Below are 23,406 nucleotides of genomic sequence, written 5' to 3'. Positions count from 1 at the left end.
GGTGGTTCTGGCGAACGCGCAGTGAGGCATCTGCGGATGCAGGATCCGCGATTGGCAGCGTAATGCGGATCGATTTGACGGACTTGTGCCACACGGAAAGCCCCCGTGTAAACGGCGGCGCGCTCGCCCACCGGCTGCTTCTTGAAAGTTCAGATTCGAGCTACGCGATGACGTTCCGTCCGCGCATGGACAGGCGCTTCTTTGACTCCGACGGAATCTGGCCGACAGTGTGTATCCCAGGCACAGCTTGCAGATACGGGGATGCCTTCCCCTGCAGTGGACTATCTCCCACCGAGATCATGATCAGGGCAAACAATACCCAGCTTATGAGGTCCACCAGCGCCAGCGCGATCGGTCTCTCCGTGACTCCCAGCGAGAAGATGACGGCCAGGACGGGGGCGATCAGAAAACGACTGTTCGCAGAACGTGGCATCATGAACGCAAATACGATCGCCCCAAAAAGGACGACACCCACCATGCCGAGGAAGAGCGTAGCCTCCACCCACTGATTGTGGGTGGAGTAAGCCGAGGCGCTGCCGAATGACCCCGCGGTGAACTCTCGGTACCAGGCAGTGGACCCTTCGCCGAAGAGCGGCGTTCCTTCGATTCGCGAAAAGGCAAGTTCCCATAGGCGTCCACGGCCGGTCGCAAAGTTTGGATCCGTTATAAGACGGGGAACTAGAAGCGATGTCACTGCAAGGCAAGTGGCGGAACCGATCGCGAACCACTGGTTTCGGCCACTAACAATGCGCCCTTGAATTGATGGATTCGTCACCACTAGGACAACAAGCCCGGCGGCGCCTGCCAGCATTGCGGTGCGGCTGCCTGAGAGCGCGAGATTCGCGGCGACATAGATAACGAGCCAAACCCGGGCTTGGCCCCGGAATGCCATCCAGACAAATGGAAGGCCGCACGCCAAGATTAGGCCGAGCGAGTTTCCGTGGCTGGTCGGTCCGGAGAAGATGATCCCGCCAATACTGCACTTCACCGTGCACGTCTGGATCGCCGCAGCAGAGTTGACCACCGCGATCAGGGCTCCGAGGATGCACATGCCAAGGACGAACGTCGCCGCGCCTGTGATGACACCGGCCCTTGAACGGACTGCGGCGCACGCAGCGATCAGGGAAACGAGCATAAGCAGTGGCTCCCCGGACGGAAGACTGCCATAGCGAAGGTAGTCGACAGCCAGTGCGATAACTATGAAGCTCGTCCAGAGGCTTGCTGGGAGGGGAATCACGACGCTACGTCGCTTGGCCAACGCCAACCATCCGACTACCGCCGCAGCCACCAGAACTACTACCTGGTGCGATGGGACGACGCTACTGATCCAGCCGGGATTCACAAGTTGCCGGACCCCCGACGAGTCGACTCGGTACTCATCGCTTCCAGTCAGCTTCGACAGCCCAAGCCCCATGTGAAATGCGATACCTACAACGAGGATATAGGTACTTCCCATGTCCCAGGTCAGTGCATCCGTACGGAACTGTTTAACGATCACGGCAACGGCAATAAGCGCGGCGACCGCAATACACCCAACCAGCATCACGGGCGCCCGAGGCCGCGATACGTCCAACCTGAGTCGCGCCACTGCTGTGGATCTAGGCAATTACGCCCGTCAATTAGAACCTTCTTTCGAACCACTGCATCGAGGTCCGCAGGCTGAAGCTTGCAGAACTCCGACCATTCCGTCAGTACCAAGACAACGTCCGCTCCCTCGCAAGCATCCAACGCCGTTTCCGAGTACCCGAGTGTCGGGAACAAAGCACGCGAGTTGTCCATCGCCTTAGGGTCATACACGTTGACGGCGGCACCCTGTAGCTGAATCTGGCCGGCCACGTTGAGTGCCGGAGAATCCCTGACATCGTCGGAGTCGGGTTTGAAGGCCGCACCCAAGACAGCAACCCTTGCGCCGAGCAACGATCCGCAAGCTGCGCGGGCGAGTTCGACCATGCGTGTCCGACGACGCATGTTGATGTTGTCGACCTCGCGAAGAAACGTGAGGGCTTGGTCGGCGCCGAGCTCGCCTGCTCGCGCCATGAATGCCCTGATGTCCTTCGGTAGGCAACCTCCACCAAAGCCAAGGCCGGCATTGAGGAAACGCCGTCCGATCCGGGCGTCATGGCCGATTGCGTCCGCCAGCACGGTCACGTCGGCACCAGCTGCTTCACATACTTCTGCGATGGCGTTAATGAACGAGATCTTGGTCGCAAGAAAAGCGTTCGCAGACGCCTTGACCAACTCGGCTGTTGCCAGGTCCGACACCAAGAACGGGATGCCTTCTTCCAGAAGCTGCGCGTACACATCGCGGGCGACGGCCTCAGCCCTGCCCGGACGATTGCGGTCAACACCAAGCACCAATCTGTCCGGATGAAGTGTGTCCTGAACTGCGAAGCCTTCGCGAAGGAACTCCGGATTCCAGGCCACCTCAACGGCGTCTCCGGCCGGCGACAGCTCGCGCGCCCGAACGCCTAGGCGCTCGGCGGTTCCTACTGGGACTGTCGACTTTCCGAAGATCACGGCGGGGCCGGTCAGAAGAGGTGCCAGCCTTTCGATCACCGCATCGACAAACTTGAGATCAGCAGCAAACTCCCCCTTCTTCTGCGGAGTACCGACGCCAAGGAAATGAATATCTGCAAATTCCGCCGCGTCTTCGTACGAGGACGTGAACCGCAATCGACCCGAAGCGACGTTGCGTCGCAGCACTTCTTCGAGCCCGGGCTCGTAGAAGGGAACTTCGCCAGAGGCGAGCATGGCAAGTTTCGACGTGTCGACGTCGACACCGAGTACTTCATGCCCAAGGTCAGCCATGCACGCTGCATGTGTAGCCCCAAGATAGCCAGTACCGAATACGGCGATCCGTGTTGTCATTGCGAACTCACTATCAGAAGACGTTGATGCGATCAGAGGTTGAGAAAAATAAACTTAAGTTCGCACTGACTCGATGTGCTCGCGATACCACTTGATCGTCGACGCGACACCTTCGCGGACGCCGATCTTCGGTTCCCAACCGGACTCTCGTAGCTTGGTCACGTCAAGCAGCTTCCGCGGGGTTCCGTCCGGCTTCGACGAATCCCACTCGACCCGACCGGTGTAGCCAACCTCTTCGGCAACGATCTGCGCAACCTCCTTGATCGTCGTATCCTCGCCGGTACCGACGTTAACTTGCTCGGGCCCATCATAATTCTCAAGCAAGTGGAGGCATGCGGCGGCCATGTCCTCAACATGCAGGAATTCGCGGCGGGGTGCCCCCGTCCCCCAGTTCGTCAGCGACTCCGCCCCATAGATGCGAGCTTCGTCGTACCGACGGATCAAAGCAGGCAACACATGTGACCCTTGGGGGGAGAAATTATCGCCCGGCCCGTACAGGTTCGTTGGCATAGCCGAGATCCACGGGAGACCGTACTGCCGACGAACAGCCTGGACCTGCAAAATGCCAGCGATCTTCGCGATCGCGTAGGCATCATTGGTTGGCTCCAGATGACCGGTGAGGAGATATTCCTCCTTGATCGGCTGCGGAGCAAGCTTGGGGTAGATGCACGACGATCCGAGAAACAGAAGCCGCTCGACACCATTTTCCCGGGCGGCGTCAAGCACATTCACCTGAATGCGAAGATTCTCTGACAGGAAGTCGACTGGGTGCGTGCTGTTCGCCAAGATGCCGCCAACCTTGGCGGCGGCGAGGACAACATATCGAGGCTTCTGCTCCGCGAAGAATGCGAACACTGCGCCCCGATCCCGAAGGTCGAGCTCACGCGAGGTACGACCAATAGGCAGGCTAAACCCACTTGCTTCAAGGTGTCGCCAGATTGCAGAACCAACGAGCCCGCGATGACCCGCAACATAGAACGGTGATCCACGATCCAGCAGCTGCGGTGTGAATGCCTCAGCCATCACAGGACTTCCCAGTCAGGATGCGACGGCGAGTCGATCCACGGCCGACCTTCGTGCTCAAGCGCCGCGATATCCGCGTCGACCATGATCTTGGCTAACTCCGGCGTATGCACAGATGCCTTCCAGCCCAACTTTTCCTCCGCCTTACTCGCATCCCCAATCAAAGCGTCGACTTCTGTCGGGCGAAGGTAGCGCTCGTCGAATCGCACATGCTTTTCCCAATCAAGTCCAGCATGTTCGAAAGCGACCGAGAGAAAATCACGCACCGAGTACCGGCCACCGGTGGCAAGGCAGTAGTCGTCCGGATCCTCAGCTTGAAGCATTCGCCACATGCCTTCGACGTACTCCGGTGCATAACCCCAGTCACGAATTGCGTCCAGATTGCCCATGTAGAGATTCTTCTCGACCCCTGCTTTGATCCGGGCGACCGCGCGAGTGATCTTTCGCGTGACGAATGTTTCACCACGGCGCGGCGACTCGTGGTTGAACAGGATTCCGTTTACCGCGAAGATCCCGTACGCCTCACGGTAGTTCCTCGTCACCCAGTATGAGTAAACCTTCGCGGCACCATATGGGGACCGCGGATAGAACGGGGTCTCCTCGTTCTGGGGCGGCGGTGTTGCACCGAACATCTCAGAACTCGACGCCTGGTAGAACTTGCAGTCTAAGCCTGTCAATCGGACAGCTTCAAGGAGCCGGATCGAACCGACCCCGGTTGTATTGCCGGTATGCTCGGGCTCGTCAAAGCTGACCCGCACGTGCGACTGCGCGGCAAGGTTGTAGACCTCGTCCGGACGTATCTGCGCTAACAGCGTAACCAGACGTGCACCGTCGCTCAGGTCGCCGTAGTGGAGAAACAGCTTTGCCTCGGGATCGTGCGGGTCTACATAGAGATGGTCGATCCGCGCCGTGTTGAACGTCGACGAGCGACGAATCAAACCGTGGACCTCATATCCCTTCCGCAAAAGGAGCTCTGCCAGGTAGGAGCCGTCCTGACCGGTGATGCCAGTAATTAACGCTCGCTTCATGCTACTTACCCTCAATTCTAACTGACTTCAAAATGCCGAATATAGAATCCGTACGAAAACACTGTCAAGCTTCTAAATTTCACCTGACCTAACGCCGATCCATTACCGCCGACCGAGCGCCAGAATCCTTGGAACCAACTCCTCGCCGGACCTGCCCGAGACCGCATCACGGCACGCGGCTGATTCGCAACTCCGAGCCGCAATAACCGCATCCGCTAAAGCATCCGGATCTCGTGTATCTACGATTAAGCCATTTTCGTAGTTAGTCACGAGTTGATCAGGGTCGGATTCAAACGTGGCGACTACGGGCAAACCTGAGGCACCCGCCTCAACCAGCACGGTAGGTGAACCCTCGTAGTGAGATGTGACGAGCAAAACGGTGTGTCGAGCCATCTCTTCCAAGACACGTGCGCGTGATACTGGCCCAGTAAATGTGCAGTAATCTGAAAGACCACGATCACGAATATCAGATTGCATTTCAGAAAGCATTGACCCACTGCCGATAAACGTCATCCGCACATCCGCGCCGCGCTCAACCAGAGAAGCTAACGTGTGGACCGCTAAAACAGGGTCCTTTTGACTTTCGAAGCGACCCACCCAGCATAACTTAAGGATTCCCGAGGAATTCCCAGGAGCACGCGTATAGACTAGCGACGGATCGTACCACGTCGTCGCTACGACCAAATCGCTACGAATCGCCCTCAACCGATTCGCATCCGACTTGTTGAAGAGGACGACCGCTGATGCCTTTCTCAGCGCTCGGTCCTCAATCCATCGATAAGCGATGGCGAATCGTCTCCACAACGAGTCTGATTCGGCACCCAACAACCCACTTGAATCGTTATGGATAAACTGAACGTACTCAGCCCCACGCAATACCCAAAAAACGAAACCAATCTCGACACGATGCGCATGCGCGCGGACACGCGGGATTCTATTGCGGAACCTAAGCAAACCAAACGTGAGTCGCATCGAGTCTGGCACACGCGCAAGCAACCGATGCGTAGACCGCGCCCTGGACACTGGCAAAAAAGGCACTTGTCTGCCCTCAACCTCGATGACGGTCCAATCCCCGATCCGAGTCGACAAGGAGGATGTAGAGCCAATAATCCCAATTCGCTCAGCGGCAGAGTGCTTGATCAAACCACGAATCACAGTATCGATACCATTCGGCGACACAGTGAGCGGATCAATTTGGTCGACCATCAGCAGATTAATGTCATTGTTCATTCTTCCACCTAATCTCGAACCTTTCCAGCACGTGCCCGAATAGAACGAACTCTATCCATATGAAAACGCCCCCACGCTCTCTCGCGAATCAACGCAACCTCGGCGTGCACAAGAAACCGCACATTTCCGAACAGGTATCTCTTCCACAAACGTCTCGGTTCACAATACAACCGATACAACCATTCGAAACCACTATCCTGGAATGCTTTGGGCGCTTCAGCGACAGTACCTGCACCGAAATCGAAAGCAGCGCCGACACCCACTGAGTCAATCCCAGTAAGGGTTGATATTTGTAACGCCGCAAAATCTTGCTTAGGCGTTCCCATGGCTACCCAAACAATGTCTGGTTGACTCGCATTAATTAACTCCGACGCTCGGCTGAAAAAATTATCATCGAGTGGGCCGAACGGTGGCGCCCAAGTTCCGGAGATCACAAGACCCGGATATCTGTGCTTAAGTCGATCCCCCAAAAGGGCAATTGTCTCTTCAGTTGCGCCGAGGAGAAAGTGTCTCGTCCCAAACTCACGCCCACGGTCGAGGCACTCATAGAAAAAGCTCGGCCCTCGGTGGCGGTCAACAACTAGGTGTGGCGCACCCCTCCTCGATCGCATCATGTACCAGACGACCGGAACACCGTCTGGCAAATTTACACCACCGCTGAGCATCACTCGCCGATAGTCAGGGTCTTTTGTTGCGGACGCAACACTGTATGCATTAGCCAAGCGGATGGCTCGGCCTTTGACTTGCGTATCCCTCGATGACTCTAAGAAATACGACACCGATGTAGCGAAAGGACTCGCAACAAACGGCACGCCGGCGACCGGAAATGTGTCGGACCAAGGGCCGAGAGAAATATTTGACACCCTACGATCCTTTACCATCAAATTCGTCCACTGAATTCGCTGCGGAAGCTGTGCTCACAAGGGTTGCTTTCTCTTAACATGTTTCGCAAGTACTGATCGCACCGACCACCAAAATCCCTCGCCAATCGAATATGCCAAGTCCGCAACGCTATTCGAGAGTATTAGACAGCCGTTTTCTTGACGGATTGCATGGTATCGCAGTGCGCGATCGAACATCGTTCCATGCGAATGCGCCCCTCCGGAAAGAAACTTTGACAAGTTCTGGCTAATTACAGTCGGCTCAAACCGCATCGATAGACGGATTATGAGTTCCTGGTCGGACGAAGTTCCAAATTTCTCACTAAACCCGCACAAGTCTCGCAAGACCTCAAGACTCGCGTACGTCGATTGATGTGGCACGTACTTCATACCCAACTCGACATCCCGGCGATTAAACGGCTCATGTCTATAACACTCGATAGAGTTTCCGAGCCGATCGACATACTCCACACCTCCATACGCCCAGGACCATCTTTCAGAATTCCAGCTATCCACGACTGTCTGGAGCGTATTGGAACCGTAAAACCGGTCGCCACCATTCATGAATACGACTAAATGACCGGACGCCAGCGCGAGGGAACGATTCATCGCGTCATAAATTCCGCTATCAGGCTCACTAAAGAACCTAACTCGAGGGTCTAAAGCATAGTTTTTCGCCCATTCCTGAGTACCATCGACGGAAGCTCCATCCACCACAACGTGCTCGTAGTTCGCATAGGTTTGCTCGCTGACACTTTGACACGTTGTAACTAAGCCACCGATGTTATTCCAAACTACGGTCACAATGCTTATCTTTAGCGGTTCCTGAATTCTCGGCATCGGTATATTCCTACGCAGACTCAAACCGAACCACCGACTCTAATACAGCAATCAGCGCGGAACCGCTAGACTCCCGACTAAACCGTTTCAGCCACGCCCCTGCACCCACAATTTCTATTTCTGCCGCAGATCGGACAGCATCGGCATAAGACTTGGCACTTCTAAATGGCGCAAACTCGCCAGTTATACCCGGAACTAGTGCGTCTGCAGAGCCCAGTGCTTGGGACGAAACAACCGCAGGCACACTGACGGCGGCTGCCTCAAGCAGGACATTGCCAAATCCCTCAGCACGCGAGGGAAGAAGCACCACAGAACATGGTGGGAGGTGGCGATACCAGTCCTCGATCCAACCGTGAACAATGGCGTTTACCCCGCTCGACGCGGCGTCCTGAAGAATCTGAGAACGCAGAGGGCCGTCGCCGAAATAGTGAACGGTTACTTCATGGTCTTCTAGCTGAAGGATTTCAGCAACTCTGAGAGCAATAGCCGGTTCTTTTTGATCTACGAGACGACCCGGTAGGACGATGTTAATGAGACGCGCTCTGTGTTCGCGGTCAGCAGTTCTGCTCGATACAGCCGCGTTTGTATCGTAGGCGTCCTCGGACTCGATCTTTGCGATTGCCGGGTTGGGCACGACTACAATCTTCGACGGATCGATTTTATAGAGAGCGCCAGCTTCTGCTGCTACCGGGTGAGATATGGCCACAAATGCGTCACAAAGCGGATACAGCCATTTCGACAGTATCCGGGTAGTCCGCACCTTCCTGCCATGCACTTCTGGGTACGGAACTTCCACATTACGACCACTGATTACGACCTTGATATCGTTTCCAGCGAATCGAGTTGCCAGAATTGCCATTAGATTGTAATACGGCAAAAGTGAAACGACTACATCAATTTTTCCTAGGCGAAGGTGTTCCCGCAGCGATCTTGTATGTGCCATAAGGCCACTTCCAGTCAGATGCACCACGTCAACTCCGGGAATGGTCCCATCAGAATCCTTCGGGTGCGTCACAGCGAGAGAGACGGTGTGACCACTTTGCGCCAACCAGGCGGCCCACTCTCGTGCAACAAATTCGGCCCCCCCGCCACTTAGGCTCGGTATAGCAATGCAAATACGTAGAGCTTTACTCGTCATTATTTTCTCGCAGCTCGTGAGTTGTTCGGATGAATACTCTCGGATCCAGTACTGGCAATAACCTTTGCGGGCACACCGGCGACTGTCACGTTGGCAGGAACGTCTCTGTTGACGACCGCATTGGCGCCGACAGCTACGTTATCGCCGATAACTATCGGTCCGTATATCACCGCACCGGGTCCGATATAGACATTGTCACCGATACGCGGTGCACCATCCTTGTTGCTTCCAATATTTGTCCCTGAATGCAAGCGGCAGTTGCGCCCAACAACCGCGTTCGAATTGACGACCACACTTCCTATGTGAGCGACGGCAAGTCCAGGTCCGAACACTCCCGGCGGAATCGATATTCCAGTAAGAAGGCTGCTTCGAAAGAGAGCCAGACGTCGGACTGCCCATACCATCCGAGATATCAATGATTTCCTGTTCGACCAGTATTCAACACTTCGAAGCGTTCGCTGAAACCGAATCTCCGGTCTGGTCACGCGATATATGGGTCGCCAGCGTTCAACGCCATGCGCTTCGAGATCGAGCCTATTGTATTCCGCGAGAACGGAGCGACTATCGATGGCCGTCTTGAGTTTCTTTCCACTAGATTCCATCGGGCTTCCTCATTCTCATCCGCGCGAAAACAATACATGGGATCACTTGAATTACGATGCTGGAAATAGAGGTTGATATTATCGGCCCTGCAACGCCAATTTGTTTCGCAAGGAGAACGCCCGACGGTAGGGCGATAACAGCCATTAGCGCGGCAGACATCGCCTGAAACCTCAACCCGACAGTATCCGTCAAATACATTCCTGCCGGCATATGAATGCCCTGCACAACGAGTAGAAGCGCAAACGCGACAAATATTTCACGTGAAGCAATGACCGATCCACTGGTTGCGATGCTTGAGATTAGTGGACCTATCGAGACGAGGCCTACCGCTCCCAATGCTGCTATTGCTGTGCTGGCGAAGAGCGATCGACTGAATAGAACTGGAAGCTGTTCCGCTCCGCGGTTGGCGGCGAAATCTCCCCACAGCGAACGTCCCCCAAGTTGCACGACGGAGAGCGCGGGCAAATAGACAAGGGCTGCCGCGGAATACGTCGCGACGTCGGTCAGTTCAGTTGTCCACGCAAGTATCAATCGGTCTGCCTGAAATGTAACCGGAAGCGCAAGTGAAATCGCAAGCATGGGCAGTGCAGTGGACCAAATCTGGACTCGACGATTTGCTGACAACGCCCGCGAACGCACAAATGCGTTTCTCGCGTCTCGAACACGCGGGTCCCTGGATCCGCGCACGAGGCAGATCCAGCTTGTGATGACGATACCAACCAGCGCAGCAGGCAATGATAGCGCGTACGAGGCACCGGATTCGGAAAGAATCAGTATGAATACCAGAGTTACAACAGAAGTCATCCCCTGGATAGCCACTGCCTCGCCATTCCGGCGTAATCCCAGTAATAGTCGAGCACCAAGAGATCCGGGGATTGATAAACAGTAGATCGTTACTGCGGCCGTCACTCCCCATCCCGTCGCCGCAGCGGCGGGCAGGTTCAGTAATCTCGACCATCCTGGGCCAAGTTGGACGAGAATCGCGGCGGCGGATCCAATGCCAGCCACAGACCAAAGAACTCGTCGACATTTCCGCAGTATTAGGGAGAATTCGATGCTCGCAGCGGGGAGTCTTGCGGCAGAATTCGTGACTGCAGCACCTATTCCTAGATCCGACAGCGGAAGAAGGAACGGCAACGACACCACAAGCGTAAATATCGCGTACTCCTCGACACTGTAGTGCGCATTAAAGACTCGTGTCGTAAGGATTGCTGCAAATCCGCTTACCGGGAGTACGAGAAATCGCACGCCAGCCGATTTTACGAGCCGCCGTAAGGCGCCGTCGATGTTCGATTGGCCAGGATGTGCCGGCTTTGAGTCCGGCACATGTTGATTCAGCATCCTGCGGCTGCCATGCGTGTGTTCCCGAAACCATAGAGCCGTGCCAGCATCGGGCGTACCAAGGGGTTTCTAAAACGCATTCGCAACCCGCATCCGGCCACTCCGATATGGATCATGCGCATGACTTGCATTTCAGTATGCTCCGTCACCCGCTGCCACCGCCCTCAACGTTTTGCCAATGATGAGCAAATCGCCCATCATCGACCAGTTCTCCACATACGAAAGATCGAGCCGCACAGTCTCTTCCCACGACAGGTCCGATCGCCCGCTCACCTGCCACAATCCCGTGACGCCGGGCTTCACGAGCAGCCGGCGGCGCACGGTGCCGTCGTACGCCTCCACCTCACGGCGCAGCGGCGGCCTGGGGCCTACCACGCTCATCTCACGCCGCAGGACATTGATGAACTGGGGCAGTTCGTCGATGCTGAACTTGCGCATAAACCGGCCGACCTTTGTCACACGTGGGTCTTCCCGCATCTTGAACAGCACGCCGGCGCCGTCATTTGCCTTCATCAGAGAGGCGACCTGCTTGTCAGCGTCCACCACCATGCTGCGGAACTTGAGCATCGGGAACGGCTTACCGTCCAGGCCCATCCGCTCCGACTTGTAGAAGACAGGTCCTTTACTGGTCAGCTTGATCGCAATTGCGACCGCCAACAGAACCGGGCTGATCAGAATCAACGCGAGTGTCGCGAACACGAAGTCGAAGGACAGCTTCGAGAACCGCTGCGCACCGTGGTACTGCGGCTTCTCAACATGGATCAGGGGAAGGCCGGCAACGGGCCGCATCGAGAGTCGGGGACCCGAGACGTCCATCATCCCCGGAGCAACGACGAGATCGACGTGGTGCGGTTCCAGCGCCCATGCCAGGTCACGCATACCGTCATGACCGAGGTGCTCGGTGGCCGTGACCGCGACGGTGTCTGCCTGGCAGAACTCCAGCGACTCCACCACATCCTGCTCGTCTCCGAGGACTGGGATTTCGCGCCCGTTCACGATGATCTTGTCCGCATATTTGCCGGTGTGCCCTGGTATGCACACGCCGACAACTTGGTAGCCGTCAGCAGTGCCGCGGGCGAACGATTCGGCGAGATTTCGCACCGAGCGCTCCCCGCCGACCACCAGGACGGAGGTCTGAAACTCACCCCGCGAACGCTTCCGCGCTACCACCTTGCGCCACACCCAGCGGTTCACCATCAGGGCAATCAAGCCCACCGGGAACGCGATGGCCAGGTAGAGGCGTGCCAAGTCGAGCCTGAAAAGTAGAGCAAGGATCGCGATGAATCCAAAGAGACGCACTGTCGATACGAAGATCCGGCGGTACTCGTCGGGACCACTGCCGATTACCCGGATAGTGCGGGTTCGGAAGATGACCAACGTCACCAGCCACGCGACCACCAGCAGGGCCGACACCAGCGTGTAGCTCAGATTGTGGATGGCTTGGCCAGTCGTCAGAACACCACTGTCGCCGAAGCGAATCCACTGGGCCAACGCGACAGCAGCGATCACCACCAGGGTGTCGGAGATCAACAGACGCCGGATGTACGCCGCCTGCCACTCTCGACGACTCCCGAGTCGTCCTGTCTCCGAAGAGACCGTTGTCGCGCCCGGCACACCCGATGCGGGGCCGAGCGGAACATCGAATGCGGTCACATTCGTTGCCTTCCACCTGAGAACCAATAAGCCGGCAAGCGTTGCTGTCTTCCGACTGTTGGCGGTGAATGACGACCGCCCCCCTGTATTGCTGCCGACATGATGATCGCACCTTCAACCAACTTCGTTACAACCGGAGTGATGAGCGTCACAACCGCGAGATCCGAACGGCGAGAACAGGTTCCTGTGCAGGTCACGGCGCTGTACACCGATTGAATGACACTGCCTACACCACACCTGGCACCGCGAATAGGGCCTAAGGTCCTGGCGTATCGAAAAAAGTTCCGGTATTTTGCGCGAACTCTACTCGAGAGTCAGATCAGGTTGGTGCCTGCGTGCTGTGCTCACGCAGCTCCGCGCCCCGAACCGGCGTACACCCATGCGGCGCTCCGCGGCATGCCAAAGGGCGCGATACCGCTGGCACTTCTGTCATTTGCGTGAATGATCCTGCGGGACCACCGCATAGGCGACCGACTGGCCGCTCTACGATCGGGCGTCGAACCATCACGATCAAAGGGAGAGTGTTCATGTGGATAGAGACAGCATTTGGAATACCCCCTGGGGAATGCTTTTTTCGTTCGGCTCGAAACTGGTGCACGCACTGAATTTCGGAAGCGTCAATGCCTAGCTGAGAAACTCCCGCCCTCCGCCGGGGAGGGCGGGCGCAGCAAGAATCGTTTAACGGGGATGGGTCTTCCTTCCGGTTGCTCCATTAGGACTATCCGTCGCGCTGTGACCGAATTCCAGATGGACCGCGTGCGTCAGTGGCACGATTGACGCCGTGACCAGTCGCCCGCTCGAAGACGCAACCCACCGCGGCCGCTGGCGCCGCCTGCGTGCCGCGTGGCGGAGGAAGCTCGATAAGAGTGAGCAGTCGGCGGTGGTGTCGTGGGGTGCGTTCACGCTGACATTCGCGGGGGTGCGGGCGTTGACTCACTGGATCAGGCGTGGGCACGGGCCCGCCGGCGGTGGGTTGAGTCTCCACGGCCGTCATTTCCACCATTACAACCTCGGCATCGCGGCGCTGGCTGGAGTCGGGGCGGTGGCGGTACGTGGCTCCGAGAAGCAACGTCGCCATCCGACCGTGCCCATCTCGTACGGCGTCGGCACCGCGCTCATCGTCGACGAGTTGGCGTTGCTGCTGGACTTGCAAGACGTCTACTGGGCGAAGGAGGGGCGGACCAGCGTCGACGCCGCGGTGATCATCATCGGGCTCGGCGGACTGATGACCGCAGGTTTCGAATTCTGGCCGGCGGCCCAACGCGCGCTCACGGAGCCGACGTACGCGGAAACGCACCGTGCAACCGGGCCGTCCCCCACGGCTCGATGTCGTAGACGGGGATGCAGTCCAGGCCTCGGGCGCGCACGCGCTCCACGACCGCCGCATCCGCCGACGCACCGGTCCCGTCGGCGACGGCCTCGGTGACGATCGCGCACAGCACGTCACCCTGGAGTTCGCGTACGGGTTTCAGTCCCTGCTCCACCGTCCAGTGCCGCACGGCGGCCCAGTGCGTCACCTCGGTGACGGTGGACGGGTTACCGATGAACAGCACGCTGCGCGTGACATTCCGCCCGCCCGCGACAGCCGACGGCTGCACCTGAATCTCCGCCTCGGTGCACCACTCGGACGCCACCTCGGCCAACGTGGTGCTCGCAATCGTCGACATCTACCTCGTCCTGTTCCTGCGTCCGACTCGCATGAGAGTCATCCTGTCGCGTATCGGGCGTCGCGACTGTCCCCCGATCGGGCCTTGAATGGGATGATTTCGACTGTCCCCCGATCAGGCCACAGCGCCTGGGTGCGGGGTGGAACGAGACGTCGTATCATCACAAATCTGATCGACCGTCTCGACGGAACCGATTGAGCGACATCGACATAACGGACAAACCGGGCATTTCCATTCAGGGGATGCCGCGGTCAGCCGATTGCCCACCCCAAGAAACACGCGACAACCGAACACTTTGCCTTCCGATTACTTACTTTTGAAAACTATGAAAACCCGAGAGGTGAAATCCCTTGGTCTCCCACACGAAGGAACCTTCCGCGCCAGTCGGTGACGACAACCGGACACTCGATGAACTCGGCCCGCACTACAAGTGGATTGCGTTGTCGAACACCACCCTCGGCATGCTGGTGGCGACGATCAACTCGTCGATCGTGCTGATCGCGCTCCCCGACATCTTCAAGGGCATCCACCTCAACCCACTCGAACCCGGCAACACGAGCTACCTGCTGTGGATGATGATGGGCTTCCTCGTCGTCACCGCAGTCCTGGTCGTGAGTTTCGGACGGCTCGGCGACATGTTCGGTCGCGCCCGGATGTACAACATGGGCTTCGCGGTGTTCACGATCGCCTCGATCTTCCTGGCGGTGACGTGGTTCGACGGGACCGAGGCGGCACTGTGGCTCATCGGATGGCGCGTCGTCCAGGGCGTGGGCGGAGCGTTCCTGATGGCGAACTCGTCGGCGATCCTCACCGACGCCTTCCCCGCCGATCAGCGTGGACTGGCGCTCGGGATCAACGGTGTCGCCGCGATCGCCGGATCCTTCCTCGGCCTGCTCATCGGCGGCATCCTCGCGCCGATCCACTGGAATCTGATCTTCCTCGTGTCGGTTCCCTTCGGCGTGGTCGGCACGATCTGGGCCTATCTCAAACTCCGCGACACCGGCGTCCGCCGGCATGCCGACATCGACTGGTGGGGCAACATCACGTTCGCCGTCGGATTGATCGCCGTGCTGGTCGGCATCACCTACGGCATCCAGCCGTACGGCTCGTCCTCGATGGGCTGGGGCAGCCCGCTGGTGCTCTGGTGCCTCGTCGGCGGCCTCGCCGTCCTCGCGGTCTTCTGCGTCATCGAGACCAGGGTCGCGAATCCCCTCTTCAATCTGCATCTGTTCCAGATCAAGTCGTTCACCTGGGGCAACATCGCCAACCTGGTGGCATCACTCGGCCGCGGCGGTCTGCAGTTCATCCTGATCATCTGGCTCCAGGGCATCTGGCTGCCGCAGCACGGCTACGACTACAGCCGCACCCCACTGTGGGCGGGCATCTACATGCTGCCGATGACCATCGGATTCCTGCTGTCGGCACCGGTATCCGGGGTCATCTCCGACCGGTTCGGCACCAAGTGGTTCACCAGCACCGGCATGTTCATCACCGCGGGCACGTTCGGACTGCTGATCGCCCTGCCGGTCGACTTCGACTACTGGGCCTTCGCCGTGACGCTGCTGATCAACGGCATCGGAATGGGGATGTTCTCCGCGCCGAACCGGGCGGAGGTGATGAACAGCCTTCCCGCCGACGCGCGCGGCGTCGGCGCGGGCATGATGACGACGTTCCAGAACGCGGCGATGGTGCTGTCGATCGGATTCTTCTTCAGTCTGATGATCGCCGGCCTCAGCTCCCACCTTCCGGCCGCGATGAGCGACGGACTGATGGCGAACGGGGTATCCGCGGCGCAGGCCAACCAGATCGCGAATCTCCCCGCCGTGGCCGTGCTGTTCGCGGCGTTCCTCGGCGTCAACCCGATCCAGGAACTGCTCGGACCCCAACTGTCCTCGCTCACCGAGCAGCAACAGGCGCACCTCACCGGCCTGGACTTCTTCCCCCAGCTGATTTCCGGCCCGTTCGCCGACGGCCTCGCCATGGCGTTCGCTTTCGCGATCGTCGCGTGCGTGATCGGCGGAATCGCCTCGCTGCTCACCGGCCCGCAGAAGAAGGCGACGGCGGACGAGCCGCACGAGTCGGTCGGCGCGGAACTCGCCGGAATCGCCGGCGAGGCCGGAATCGGCCCGAGCGAACTCGTCCACGACCGGACGAACTGACCAGACCCTGGACGTGGATTCACCGAACCTCACATGGCCGCCGAATCGGGTGCCGAACAACACCCTCCGATTGCCACCAGGTTGTGGAAGGTCCCGTTGAAGACCTTCCACAACCTTGGGCTCAACGCCTACTGCGCGAGCATGCCCGCGTCGACCAGATGCTCCGATCCGGTGATGTAGGAGGATTCGTCCGACGCGAGGAACAGAACGAGGTTGGACACCTCCTGCGGATCTGCGATGCGACCGAGGGGAATCTGAGCCAAGGCGTCGCCGCCCTCTTCGTTGGTGGCCTCCACCATCATCGGAGTCTGGATGAACCCCGGGTGCACGGAATTGACGCGAATGTTCTTGGGTCCGTATTCGACGGCTGTCGCTTTCGTCATGCCGCGGACTGCGAACTTGCTTGCGACGTACGCCAAACTGGGGAACCCGTAGTTCGCGGCCATGCCGGCGATCGACGAGATGTTGACGATGGAGCCGATACCGGCTCGTTCCATGGAGGGCAGAACGGCTTTCATCCCGAAGAACACACCGTCCTGGTTGATACTGCACACCTTCCGGTAGTCGTCCTCGGTAAGCTCTGCCGTCGTGGCCAGCGGGCCGAGAACCCCTGCATTGTTCACCAGCACATTGATCTCGCCGAACGCCTTCACACTCTGTTCGACGGCATTTGTCCATGAATCGAGTTGCGTGACGTCGTGATGCACGAATAGTGCATCCGAACCCAATTCCTTGGCGAGCAACTCCCCTGCATGGTCCGTCACATCCGCCAGTACGACCTTCGCCCCGTGCGCGACGAATGCCTTCGCGTGCGACTCGCCCATGCCCCGAGATGCGCCGGTGATGAGGGCCACTTTGCCCTCCAACCGCTTTGTCATTTCTGTCCCTTCGTTCGATCCGAGTACTACGACGTCACCGACACAGGAAGCGAGATCTTGGGAGCCACTTCTTTCTGGATCGTGGCCAGCGAATTGAACCAGGGCGCGGGATCGTCGTAGTAGTCGTGCGATTCGACCTGCAGGGTGCCCCAACCGCCGCTGGCCTCGAACAGAGTATTGATCTTGTCCACCACGGTGTCCGGTGAGCCCACACAGAACACGTTGTCGACGACCCACTCGAGGTCGACGTCGGCCCTGTCCGCGCCGGCGTCCTTGATGAATCCATCCATCATCCCGAACCGCCACCAGATGGGAATGAGGTAGCGCTCGAAGCAGTATCCGATAGGCCCCTCCATCACGAGCCGCTTCGCCTCTTTGTCCGTGTCGGCGACGAACACTGTCTGGGACACGTGATAGCGCGCGCGATCCGCGACGTGCCCATTGGCCTCCGCAGCCGTAGAGTAGGTCTCCCAGTGCGTCTTCAGAGCGTCCAGACCGGAGAAGATCGACATCGGTCGGAATCCGCGCTCGCCCGCAAACTTCATCGACGGCGACTTGGCACTGAATCCGGTCACCGCGATCTCCGGTGCACCACCCCACGGGCTGAGGTCCGCGAGCATGTGCTGGTCGTCGCCCTCTTCGCCGTGCAACTCTTCGGGGTAGCCCGCATTCCAAAACCGTCCCTCGTAGAAGAACGGTTCACGCTTCCAGATCCTCTCCATGATCTCGAGCGATTCGCGGACCATCTCGTTGGTGAATTGCGTGTCTTCACCGTTCTTGATGCCGTGGATGTACGTGGACTGCGGGTACGCACCCGCACCGACGCCGAGGAAATACCGACCCTCGAGGATCTGCGAGAGCCAGCCGACCATGATCGCGAGCTTCGCCGGATTGTGATGGGGAAGGATGTGAGCCATCGGCGCGAACTTGATCCGCTCGGTCTGGCGTGCGGCTGCTGCGATGATCAGCTCCGGGTTGGGGATGTTCTCCCAACGCTGTGAAGCGTGTTCGGAGAACATGATCGAGTCGAAGCCGATCTTGTCGGCCTCGACGGCCTGCTGCACGCACCAGTCGAAGGTCTGGCGCGCGGTCCGCTCAGGGCGCATGTACGGGTGGACGATGAGTCCGGTTTCCATTGCCATCGTGAACTGCCTTTCAACTAACTTGTGGTCGATTACCCAGTGGCGGTACGAAACCCCTTGTCAGGCATAGAAGATGTCGTATGCGTGCTGGGTATCCATGTACTCCTTGACGGACAGGATCTTGCCGTCGCGAAACTCGAACAGGAAGTGGTACGCGTTCTGATAGACCTTGCCGTTCTTCAACTTCGCGTACGACGTCGCCTCGACAGCCACCTTGTCGCCTTGCGCGATTGCCGAAGTCGGGGTGATTTCGAGCGCGCCGTTCTCGTACACGGAGGTGACCCCGCCGAGCAACGCGCCGAGACCTTCCTTGTCATAGCTGCCCGACATCCCGTCGATCCGTCCCGAGACCCAGTAGGTCGCCTCGGGATGGAGAGTGTCGAGAATCTGTTCCACGTCGCCCGTGGAGAAGACCTTTGCGAAGTTGTTCGCCAAGTCGATGTTCTGTTCCGGCGTAGTCATGGATGCTCCGTTTCTTTCCTCTATGACCTGGATCACTGTCCGCCGGCGGCGCTCGAGGCGAAACCGTAGTAATACTCGATTCCCCACCCCTCCCGAATCTGCCGGCATCCGACCAGCTCAGAGCCGATAGGCACGCCGCGGCACGCCGCTGCAATCGGTCAATACGCGTGTTGTCAGAACTTGACCACGCGGTCAGGGCGCGACATGATCAAACAGTGACACCGCTCACAGATGCCCGCGTGCAACAGAGAGGACACCGTGAACGCTGACGAGTGGCGCGAGATAGTCGAGCTTCGACAATCCGGTGAATCGATCTCGGGCATCGCGACGCGATTGAAGATCTCGCGCAACACGGTGCGCCGCGCCCTCGAATTCGAGGCACCACCCCAGGACCACCGGCCACGGTCCGGATCGTCGGCCGATGCCCTCCGACCCCGGATCGCCGCGGCGCTCGACGCAGACCCCGACGTCACGGTGGCCCAGCTGCATCGGGAACTGGAATGGAGCGGATCGCGGAATACTCTGGCGAGCGCGGTCCGCCGCATCAAGGAGGAGCGTTCGCCGCGAACGTCCGGCACGCGCACGTCGAGCACCCGCATGTCCAGTGCAACCGATATTCCACTCTTCTCGACGAGTTTCGTCGGCCGCAGCGAAGAACTCCACAGAATCCGGGTGCTGCTCGGCGACAGCCGCCTCGTCACCGTCACCGGCCCCGGTGGCATCGGCAAGACCCGACTCGCAGCAGAGGCCGCAACCGCGTACCGGCGGGCATTTGCCGATGGAATCCGCTTCGTGGAGCTGGCGTCACTGCGAAGCGAAACCCTGCTCCCCCAGACCATTCTGGACGTCCTGGGGTTCGACGAGCGGGACGCACCGGAACGAAGTGCAACCGAATCGCTCCTCGAATCGCTCCGCGACAAGCACCTGTTGCTGGTGCTGGACAATTGCGAGCATCTCGTCAGCGCATGCGCCGAATTGGTCGCGCTGATTCTACGAAACACCGAACACGTGAAGATCCTGGTCACGAGTCGTGAAGTGCTGTCGATTCCGGACGAGCACGTGCACGTCCTCGAGCCGCTGTCCACGACAGACCACCGCGACCCGGACATGCCCGGTGCCGCCATCGAGTTGTTCGAGAACCGCGCATCGGCGGCACTGTCCGGATTCTCGATCACGGATTCGAGCCGGGACGCTGTGCGCCGGGTGTGCACGCAGCTGGATGGCATGCCGCTGGCCATCGAACTGGCGTGTGCGCGTTTGACCGCGCTGTCCGTAGACGATCTCGCAGAACGTCTCGACGACCGGCTGGCGTTGTTGACGACGGGTAATCGTGGCGGGCCGAGCAGACATCGAAGCCTGCATGCGACGGTCGAGTGGAGCTACGACCTCTGCACTACTCAGGAGCAGGTGCTGTGGGCGAGATTGTCCATCTTCTCCGAAGGCTTCGATCTCGCCATGGCCGAGAGCATCTGCGCTGGAGCCCCTGTCGACGCCGCGAGCATTCTGGATACCATCACCGGTCTGATCGGGAAGTCGGTCTTGCAACGCACCACCGGCGAAGGACATGTCCGGTTCAAGATGCTCGAAACGATCCGGCACTTCGGTGCGAGCAAACTGTCCGACAACGAGAAGGCCGAGCTACGGGTGGCACACCTCCGTTGGTGCGCCGAGCTGGTACGTACCGCCCGCCGGTCATGGACCGGGGCCGAGCAGGAGAGTGCGAGCAACCGGCTTCGGGAGAACCGCGCCAACCTGCGGTCCGCACTGCAGACGGCGCTGACGGGCCAGAACCACGAGACGCTGCACCTTGCCTCTGGCCTCGTCGCGACGTGGTTTCTGTGGTCGTCGGCCTTTTCGGTACGAGAACACCGCATGTGGGTGACAGAGTTCCTCGCGCTCTCCGACCTGGCCGAAGACGTCGTACCCCAGCTCTACGCCACCCTGGGCGTGCTGCAGACGATGCAGGGTGACCGGGTCGAGGCAGTTCGGACACTCGACACTGCCGCGCACGGCGCACGCGAACTCGGCGACGATGCGACCCTCGCGTTCGCCCTGCAGACGCAAGGCCTCAACACCTACCTCGGCGGTGATTTCGAGGCCGGCGAACACAACCTGTCGGAGGCGTTGGCACTGTACGAGCGCCTGCCCGGCATCACCGATCTCATGTGGACCGCCCACATCGAGATGGGAATGCTGTGCAGCTCGAACGGAGAGAGCGACCGCGCTGCCGAACATTTCGAGTTCGTTCACACCCAGGCATCGGCCACGGGAGAGAAATGGATGTTGTCGTATGCCGTGTACGGACTGGGCTTGGTAGCGCTGATGCGCGGCCGTCACGACGAGGCGATCACCCTTGCGATCGACGCCCTCGCACTCAAACGCGCCTTCGACGACACGGTCGGAGCCACACTGGTCACAGACCTTCTCGCGTGGGCCGAAGCCGCGGCCGGTTCCGGCGAACGTGCAGCCGTACTTCTCGGCGCAGCGTCGTCCATGTGGGATTCGTTCGGCATGCAATTATACGGATCCCGGCACTGGGTCCAACGACGAGCAGTGTACGAATCGCGCGCGCGGACTTCGCTCGGCGACACGGCCTACTCCGCATCCCATCGTCGCGGCTCCACGTTGTCGATGGCCGAACTCATCGCTTACGCCCTGGACGAGGAGTTCTCCGATAGGCCCGTGCCGTCGTCGTACCCGGCAGTCGGGCTCTCCCCTCGCGAGTTGGACATTGCACAGTGCGTTGCGGACGGGCTCACCAACAAGGAGATCGCGGATCGGCTGGTCCTGTCGGTCAGAACGGTCGAGGGGCACGTCGCACACGTGCTCCGAAAGCTGGGTGTCCCCCGCCGCCACCAGGTGGCTGCCGCGCTTGCAAATCCTTCATCCCGCAGGGTGTAGAGCGTCGAGGCCCGTTTTCAATGTCTACGTTGATGTTGACACGGCGCGCACAATTTGCGACGCTCGTCACAGTGCAGACGTCAGTCGTCCATATCGAAGCGAGGTTCCCCACAATGGATGGTCCAACAACCCGCGTGCAACGAGCGCTCTCGGACATGAGCGCCGGACGTCCAGTCGTGCTGACCGGCAACTCCCCCACCAGCGACGCCCACATCCTGATCCCGGCCGAGAAGGCAACCGTGGAATCGATCGCATTTCTTGTTCGCCACGGTTCGGGGCTGGTCTGCGCCGCCATGGTCGGCTCGGACTGCGACCGCCTCGGGCTCCCGAACATGGTCGGCGCGGACAGAGATCATGCCGGAACGGAGTTCACGGTCAGCATCGATGCAATCGGACCGGGCACCGGCATTTCGGCGTCCGACAGGGCGGACACACTGCGCCTACTCGCCGACTCGGCGAGCACCCCCGACGCGTTCACCCGGCCCGGGCACGTGCTTCCGGCACGGTCCGTACCCGGCGGAGTGCTCGAGTTCCGCGGACCAGCGGAAGCTGCCGTGGATCTCATGTCCGTGGCAGGTTTGCATCGGACCTGCGCCTACAGCGCCCTCGTCTCCGAGCTCGATCCGACAGCTATCGCCGACTCCGCTGAAGCCGAAACATTCGCTCGTGCACACGAACTCGGATACTTGTCTATCGATGACGTCGCGACGTATCGGCGAATGGCCGAACCGCACATGCTGACGCAGTTCACCTTCGAGCGCGACAGCGTCCACGGCCCGGTTCGCTGCGTCGGCTACCGCAGTGACGTCACGGACTCGGAATATCTCACCTACTCCATCGGACCGGCCGTCGCCGGCACAACCCCGCTCGTCTGCTTCCAGCAAGAGAGCGATCCCGCACCGCATCTGCGTCAGGACGGCCCGATCGGAGTGGCACTGGCGCAGGTGGCCGAACACGGCTACGGAGCCGTGGTGGTGGCGAGATACGCCCCGAACAACTACATCTCGGCCGACACGCACGGCGACCTCGCCGAGGTGGTGCGCGAGTGCGGCTACCACTCCCCCTCGCTGAGCAATTTTCCACCCGAGTCGCGGACGATGATGTGGCACATCGGATTGAGCATCAGCGCCGGAGGCTCTGCGTCGCTCGCGCGCGGTAACGCTCCGGCGCCGTTCGGATTCGAGAATCCTTCCATCGTCGGCACGGTCGTTCACGGCGATCAACGCGGACGAGAGCTTGGCTTCCGAACTGCGAATCTGGAGCTGGAAGATTCGAATTCGGTCGCGGACGGTGTGTGGGCAGGCCGGTGCACACTCCCCGACGGCTCGACCGCGATCGCTGCGATATCGATAGGCCGGCGCCCGACGTTCTACGGCAGGTCCGGAGTTCGACTGCTCGAGGCACACTTGCTTGACTTCGATGGTGATCTTTACGACGCAACTCTCGAGGTGAGCCTCCACCAGTGGATGCGCGGACAGGTGACCTTTGCGTCGAAGGAGGAACTGGTCGCCGCCCTCGCCGCCGACGTGGTGCGGACACGATCGCTGATCGCCGGCTGAACGATACGGATCGGCCCCGATACGAAAGTTCGT

General features: G+C 59.5%; 18 protein-coding genes and 1 pseudogene. 4 read left to right on the top strand and 15 right to left on the bottom strand.

The annotated features are described in order from the left end of the window. Positions 1-160 precede the first annotated feature (160 nt). From QM693_RS06400 to QM693_RS06365, 11 genes are all read right to left on the bottom strand, one after another. On the bottom strand, positions 161-1,543 hold the full coding sequence (locus QM693_RS06400) for an O-antigen ligase family protein (RefSeq protein ID WP_502942603.1): 1,383 nt from the start codon (positions 1,541-1,543) through the stop codon (positions 161-163). Further along, positions 1,543-2,868 carry a UDP-glucose dehydrogenase family protein gene (locus tag QM693_RS06395; RefSeq protein ID WP_283351763.1) on the bottom strand — a complete coding sequence of 442 codons (1,326 nt, stop codon included), beginning with the start codon at positions 2,866-2,868 and terminating at the stop codon, positions 1,543-1,545. The genes QM693_RS06400 and QM693_RS06395 overlap by 1 nt, the downstream gene beginning before the upstream one ends. 54 nt (positions 2,869-2,922) lie before the next feature. Then, the gene (locus tag QM693_RS06390; RefSeq protein WP_283351762.1) at positions 2,923-3,891 is read right to left on the bottom strand and encodes a GDP-L-fucose synthase family protein; all 969 of its coding nucleotides are present in this window, start codon (positions 3,889-3,891) and stop codon (positions 2,923-2,925) included. Next, positions 3,891-4,919 carry a GDP-mannose 4,6-dehydratase gene (gene gmd, locus QM693_RS06385; RefSeq protein ID WP_283351761.1) on the bottom strand — a complete coding sequence of 343 codons (1,029 nt, stop codon included), beginning with the start codon at positions 4,917-4,919 and terminating at the stop codon, positions 3,891-3,893. Before gmd ends, QM693_RS06390 begins: the two co-directional genes overlap by 1 nt. Before the next feature lie 102 nt (positions 4,920-5,021). Then, positions 5,022-6,149 (bottom strand): glycosyltransferase family 4 protein, encoded by a 1,128-nt coding sequence (locus tag QM693_RS06380; RefSeq protein WP_283351760.1) that lies wholly within the window; start codon positions 6,147-6,149, stop codon positions 5,022-5,024. Between the two features lie 8 nt (positions 6,150-6,157). Then, positions 6,158-7,030: a WecB/TagA/CpsF family glycosyltransferase gene (locus QM693_RS37760; RefSeq protein WP_502942599.1), complete on the bottom strand. Its 873-nt coding sequence runs from the start codon at positions 7,028-7,030 to the stop codon at positions 6,158-6,160. 36 nt (positions 7,031-7,066) lie between these two features. Next, positions 7,067-7,870: a glycosyltransferase family 2 protein gene (locus QM693_RS37755; protein ID WP_502942598.1), complete on the bottom strand. Its 804-nt coding sequence runs from the start codon at positions 7,868-7,870 to the stop codon at positions 7,067-7,069. Positions 7,871-7,880: 10 nt separating this feature from the next. Continuing rightward, positions 7,881-9,008, bottom strand: a complete 1,128-nt coding sequence (locus tag QM693_RS06375) for a glycosyltransferase (protein WP_283351759.1) — start codon at positions 9,006-9,008, stop codon at positions 7,881-7,883. Further along, complete coding sequence (locus QM693_RS37750) at positions 9,008-9,412, bottom strand: serine O-acetyltransferase (RefSeq protein ID WP_502942602.1); 405 nt, start codon at positions 9,410-9,412, stop codon at positions 9,008-9,010. The genes QM693_RS06375 and QM693_RS37750 overlap by 1 nt, the downstream gene beginning before the upstream one ends. 187 nt (positions 9,413-9,599) lie before the next feature. Next, positions 9,600-10,430, bottom strand: coding sequence for a lipopolysaccharide biosynthesis protein (locus tag QM693_RS37575; protein ID WP_349307487.1), 831 nt, complete (start codon positions 10,428-10,430; stop codon positions 9,600-9,602). 654 nt (positions 10,431-11,084) lie between these two features. Continuing rightward, positions 11,085-12,605 (bottom strand): sugar transferase, encoded by a 1,521-nt coding sequence (locus QM693_RS06365; RefSeq protein WP_502942597.1) that lies wholly within the window; start codon positions 12,603-12,605, stop codon positions 11,085-11,087. 781 nt (positions 12,606-13,386) lie between these two features. Between QM693_RS06365 and QM693_RS06360 the strand changes: the two are divergent. After that, positions 13,387-13,887 (top strand): annotated as a pseudogene (locus QM693_RS06360) (hypothetical protein); the annotation flags it as partial. Here the strand turns inward: QM693_RS06360 and QM693_RS06355 are convergent. Further along, positions 13,874-14,272 (bottom strand): hypothetical protein, encoded by a 399-nt coding sequence (locus QM693_RS06355; RefSeq protein ID WP_283351757.1) that lies wholly within the window; start codon positions 14,270-14,272, stop codon positions 13,874-13,876. The pseudogene QM693_RS06360 and the gene QM693_RS06355 overlap by 14 nt on opposite strands. Before the next feature lie 350 nt (positions 14,273-14,622). On the opposite strand from QM693_RS06355, the gene QM693_RS06350 reads away from it, so the two are divergent. Continuing rightward, positions 14,623-16,431: an MFS transporter gene (locus QM693_RS06350; protein WP_280780811.1), complete on the top strand. Its 1,809-nt coding sequence runs from the start codon at positions 14,623-14,625 to the stop codon at positions 16,429-16,431. A 128-nt stretch (positions 16,432-16,559) separates the two neighbouring features. Here QM693_RS06350 and QM693_RS06345 read toward each other — a convergent pair whose 3' ends face one another. The 3 genes from QM693_RS06345 to QM693_RS06335 are packed head-to-tail and all read right to left on the bottom strand — an operon-like array spanning position 16,560 to position 18,913. Then, entirely contained in the window at positions 16,560-17,309 is a 750-nt protein-coding gene (locus tag QM693_RS06345; RefSeq protein ID WP_283351756.1) for a glucose 1-dehydrogenase, read from the bottom strand. Positions 17,310-17,335: 26 nt separating this feature from the next. After that, entirely contained in the window at positions 17,336-18,451 is a 1,116-nt protein-coding gene (locus tag QM693_RS06340; protein ID WP_283351755.1) for an LLM class flavin-dependent oxidoreductase, read from the bottom strand. A gap of 60 nt (positions 18,452-18,511) precedes the next feature. Continuing rightward, a complete protein-coding gene (locus QM693_RS06335; RefSeq protein WP_280780809.1) occupies positions 18,512-18,913 on the bottom strand; it encodes a nuclear transport factor 2 family protein in 402 nt (133 codons plus the stop codon). Positions 18,914-19,144: 231 nt separating this feature from the next. Here QM693_RS06335 and QM693_RS06330 point away from each other — a divergent pair, with 231 nt between their 5' ends. Beyond that, a complete protein-coding gene (locus tag QM693_RS06330; protein ID WP_283351754.1) occupies positions 19,145-21,814 on the top strand; it encodes a LuxR C-terminal-related transcriptional regulator in 2,670 nt (889 codons plus the stop codon). Between the two features lie 113 nt (positions 21,815-21,927). Then, positions 21,928-23,373, top strand: a complete 1,446-nt coding sequence (locus QM693_RS06325) for a 3,4-dihydroxy-2-butanone-4-phosphate synthase (RefSeq protein WP_283351753.1) — start codon at positions 21,928-21,930, stop codon at positions 23,371-23,373. The last annotated feature ends 33 nt before the right edge of the window (positions 23,374-23,406 follow it).

The sequence above is a fragment of the Rhodococcus sp. IEGM 1305 genome (assembly GCF_030058635.1).
Taxonomy (GTDB): Bacteria; Actinomycetota; Actinomycetes; order Mycobacteriales; family Mycobacteriaceae; genus Rhodococcus_F; species Rhodococcus_F opacus_D.
The sequence above is the reverse complement of the archived record's forward strand: the minus strand, read 5'-3'. Positions and strand labels throughout refer to the sequence as shown.

Coding starts and splice junctions, on each gene's coding strand:
- QM693_RS06400 (WP_502942603.1), bottom strand. CDS start 1,543: ATGCTGGTTGGGTGTATTGCGGTCGCCGCGCTTATTGCCGTTGCCGTG.
- QM693_RS06395 (WP_283351763.1), bottom strand. CDS start 2,868: ATGACAACACGGATCGCCGTATTCGGTACTGGCTATCTTGGGGCTACA.
- QM693_RS06390 (WP_283351762.1), bottom strand. CDS start 3,891: ATGGCTGAGGCATTCACACCGCAGCTGCTGGATCGTGGATCACCGTTC.
- gmd (WP_283351761.1), bottom strand. CDS start 4,919: ATGAAGCGAGCGTTAATTACTGGCATCACCGGTCAGGACGGCTCCTAC.
- QM693_RS06380 (WP_283351760.1), bottom strand. CDS start 6,149: ATGAACAATGACATTAATCTGCTGATGGTCGACCAAATTGATCCGCTC.
- QM693_RS37760 (WP_502942599.1), bottom strand. CDS start 7,030: ATGGTAAAGGATCGTAGGGTGTCAAATATTTCTCTCGGCCCTTGGTCC.
- QM693_RS37755 (WP_502942598.1), bottom strand. CDS start 7,870: ATGCCGAGAATTCAGGAACCGCTAAAGATAAGCATTGTGACCGTAGTT.
- QM693_RS06375 (WP_283351759.1), bottom strand. CDS start 9,008: ATGACGAGTAAAGCTCTACGTATTTGCATTGCTATACCGAGCCTAAGT.
- QM693_RS37750 (WP_502942602.1), bottom strand. CDS start 9,412: ATGGTATGGGCAGTCCGACGTCTGGCTCTCTTTCGAAGCAGCCTTCTT.
- QM693_RS06355 (WP_283351757.1), bottom strand. CDS start 14,272: ATGTCGACGATTGCGAGCACCACGTTGGCCGAGGTGGCGTCCGAGTGG.
- QM693_RS06345 (WP_283351756.1), bottom strand. CDS start 17,309: ATGACAAAGCGGTTGGAGGGCAAAGTGGCCCTCATCACCGGCGCATCT.
- QM693_RS06340 (WP_283351755.1), bottom strand. CDS start 18,451: ATGGCAATGGAAACCGGACTCATCGTCCACCCGTACATGCGCCCTGAG.
- QM693_RS06335 (WP_280780809.1), bottom strand. CDS start 18,913: ATGACTACGCCGGAACAGAACATCGACTTGGCGAACAACTTCGCAAAG.
- QM693_RS06330 (WP_283351754.1), top strand. CDS start 19,145: ATGCCCGCGTGCAACAGAGAGGACACCGTGAACGCTGACGAGTGGCGC.
- QM693_RS06325 (WP_283351753.1), top strand. CDS start 21,928: ATGGATGGTCCAACAACCCGCGTGCAACGAGCGCTCTCGGACATGAGC.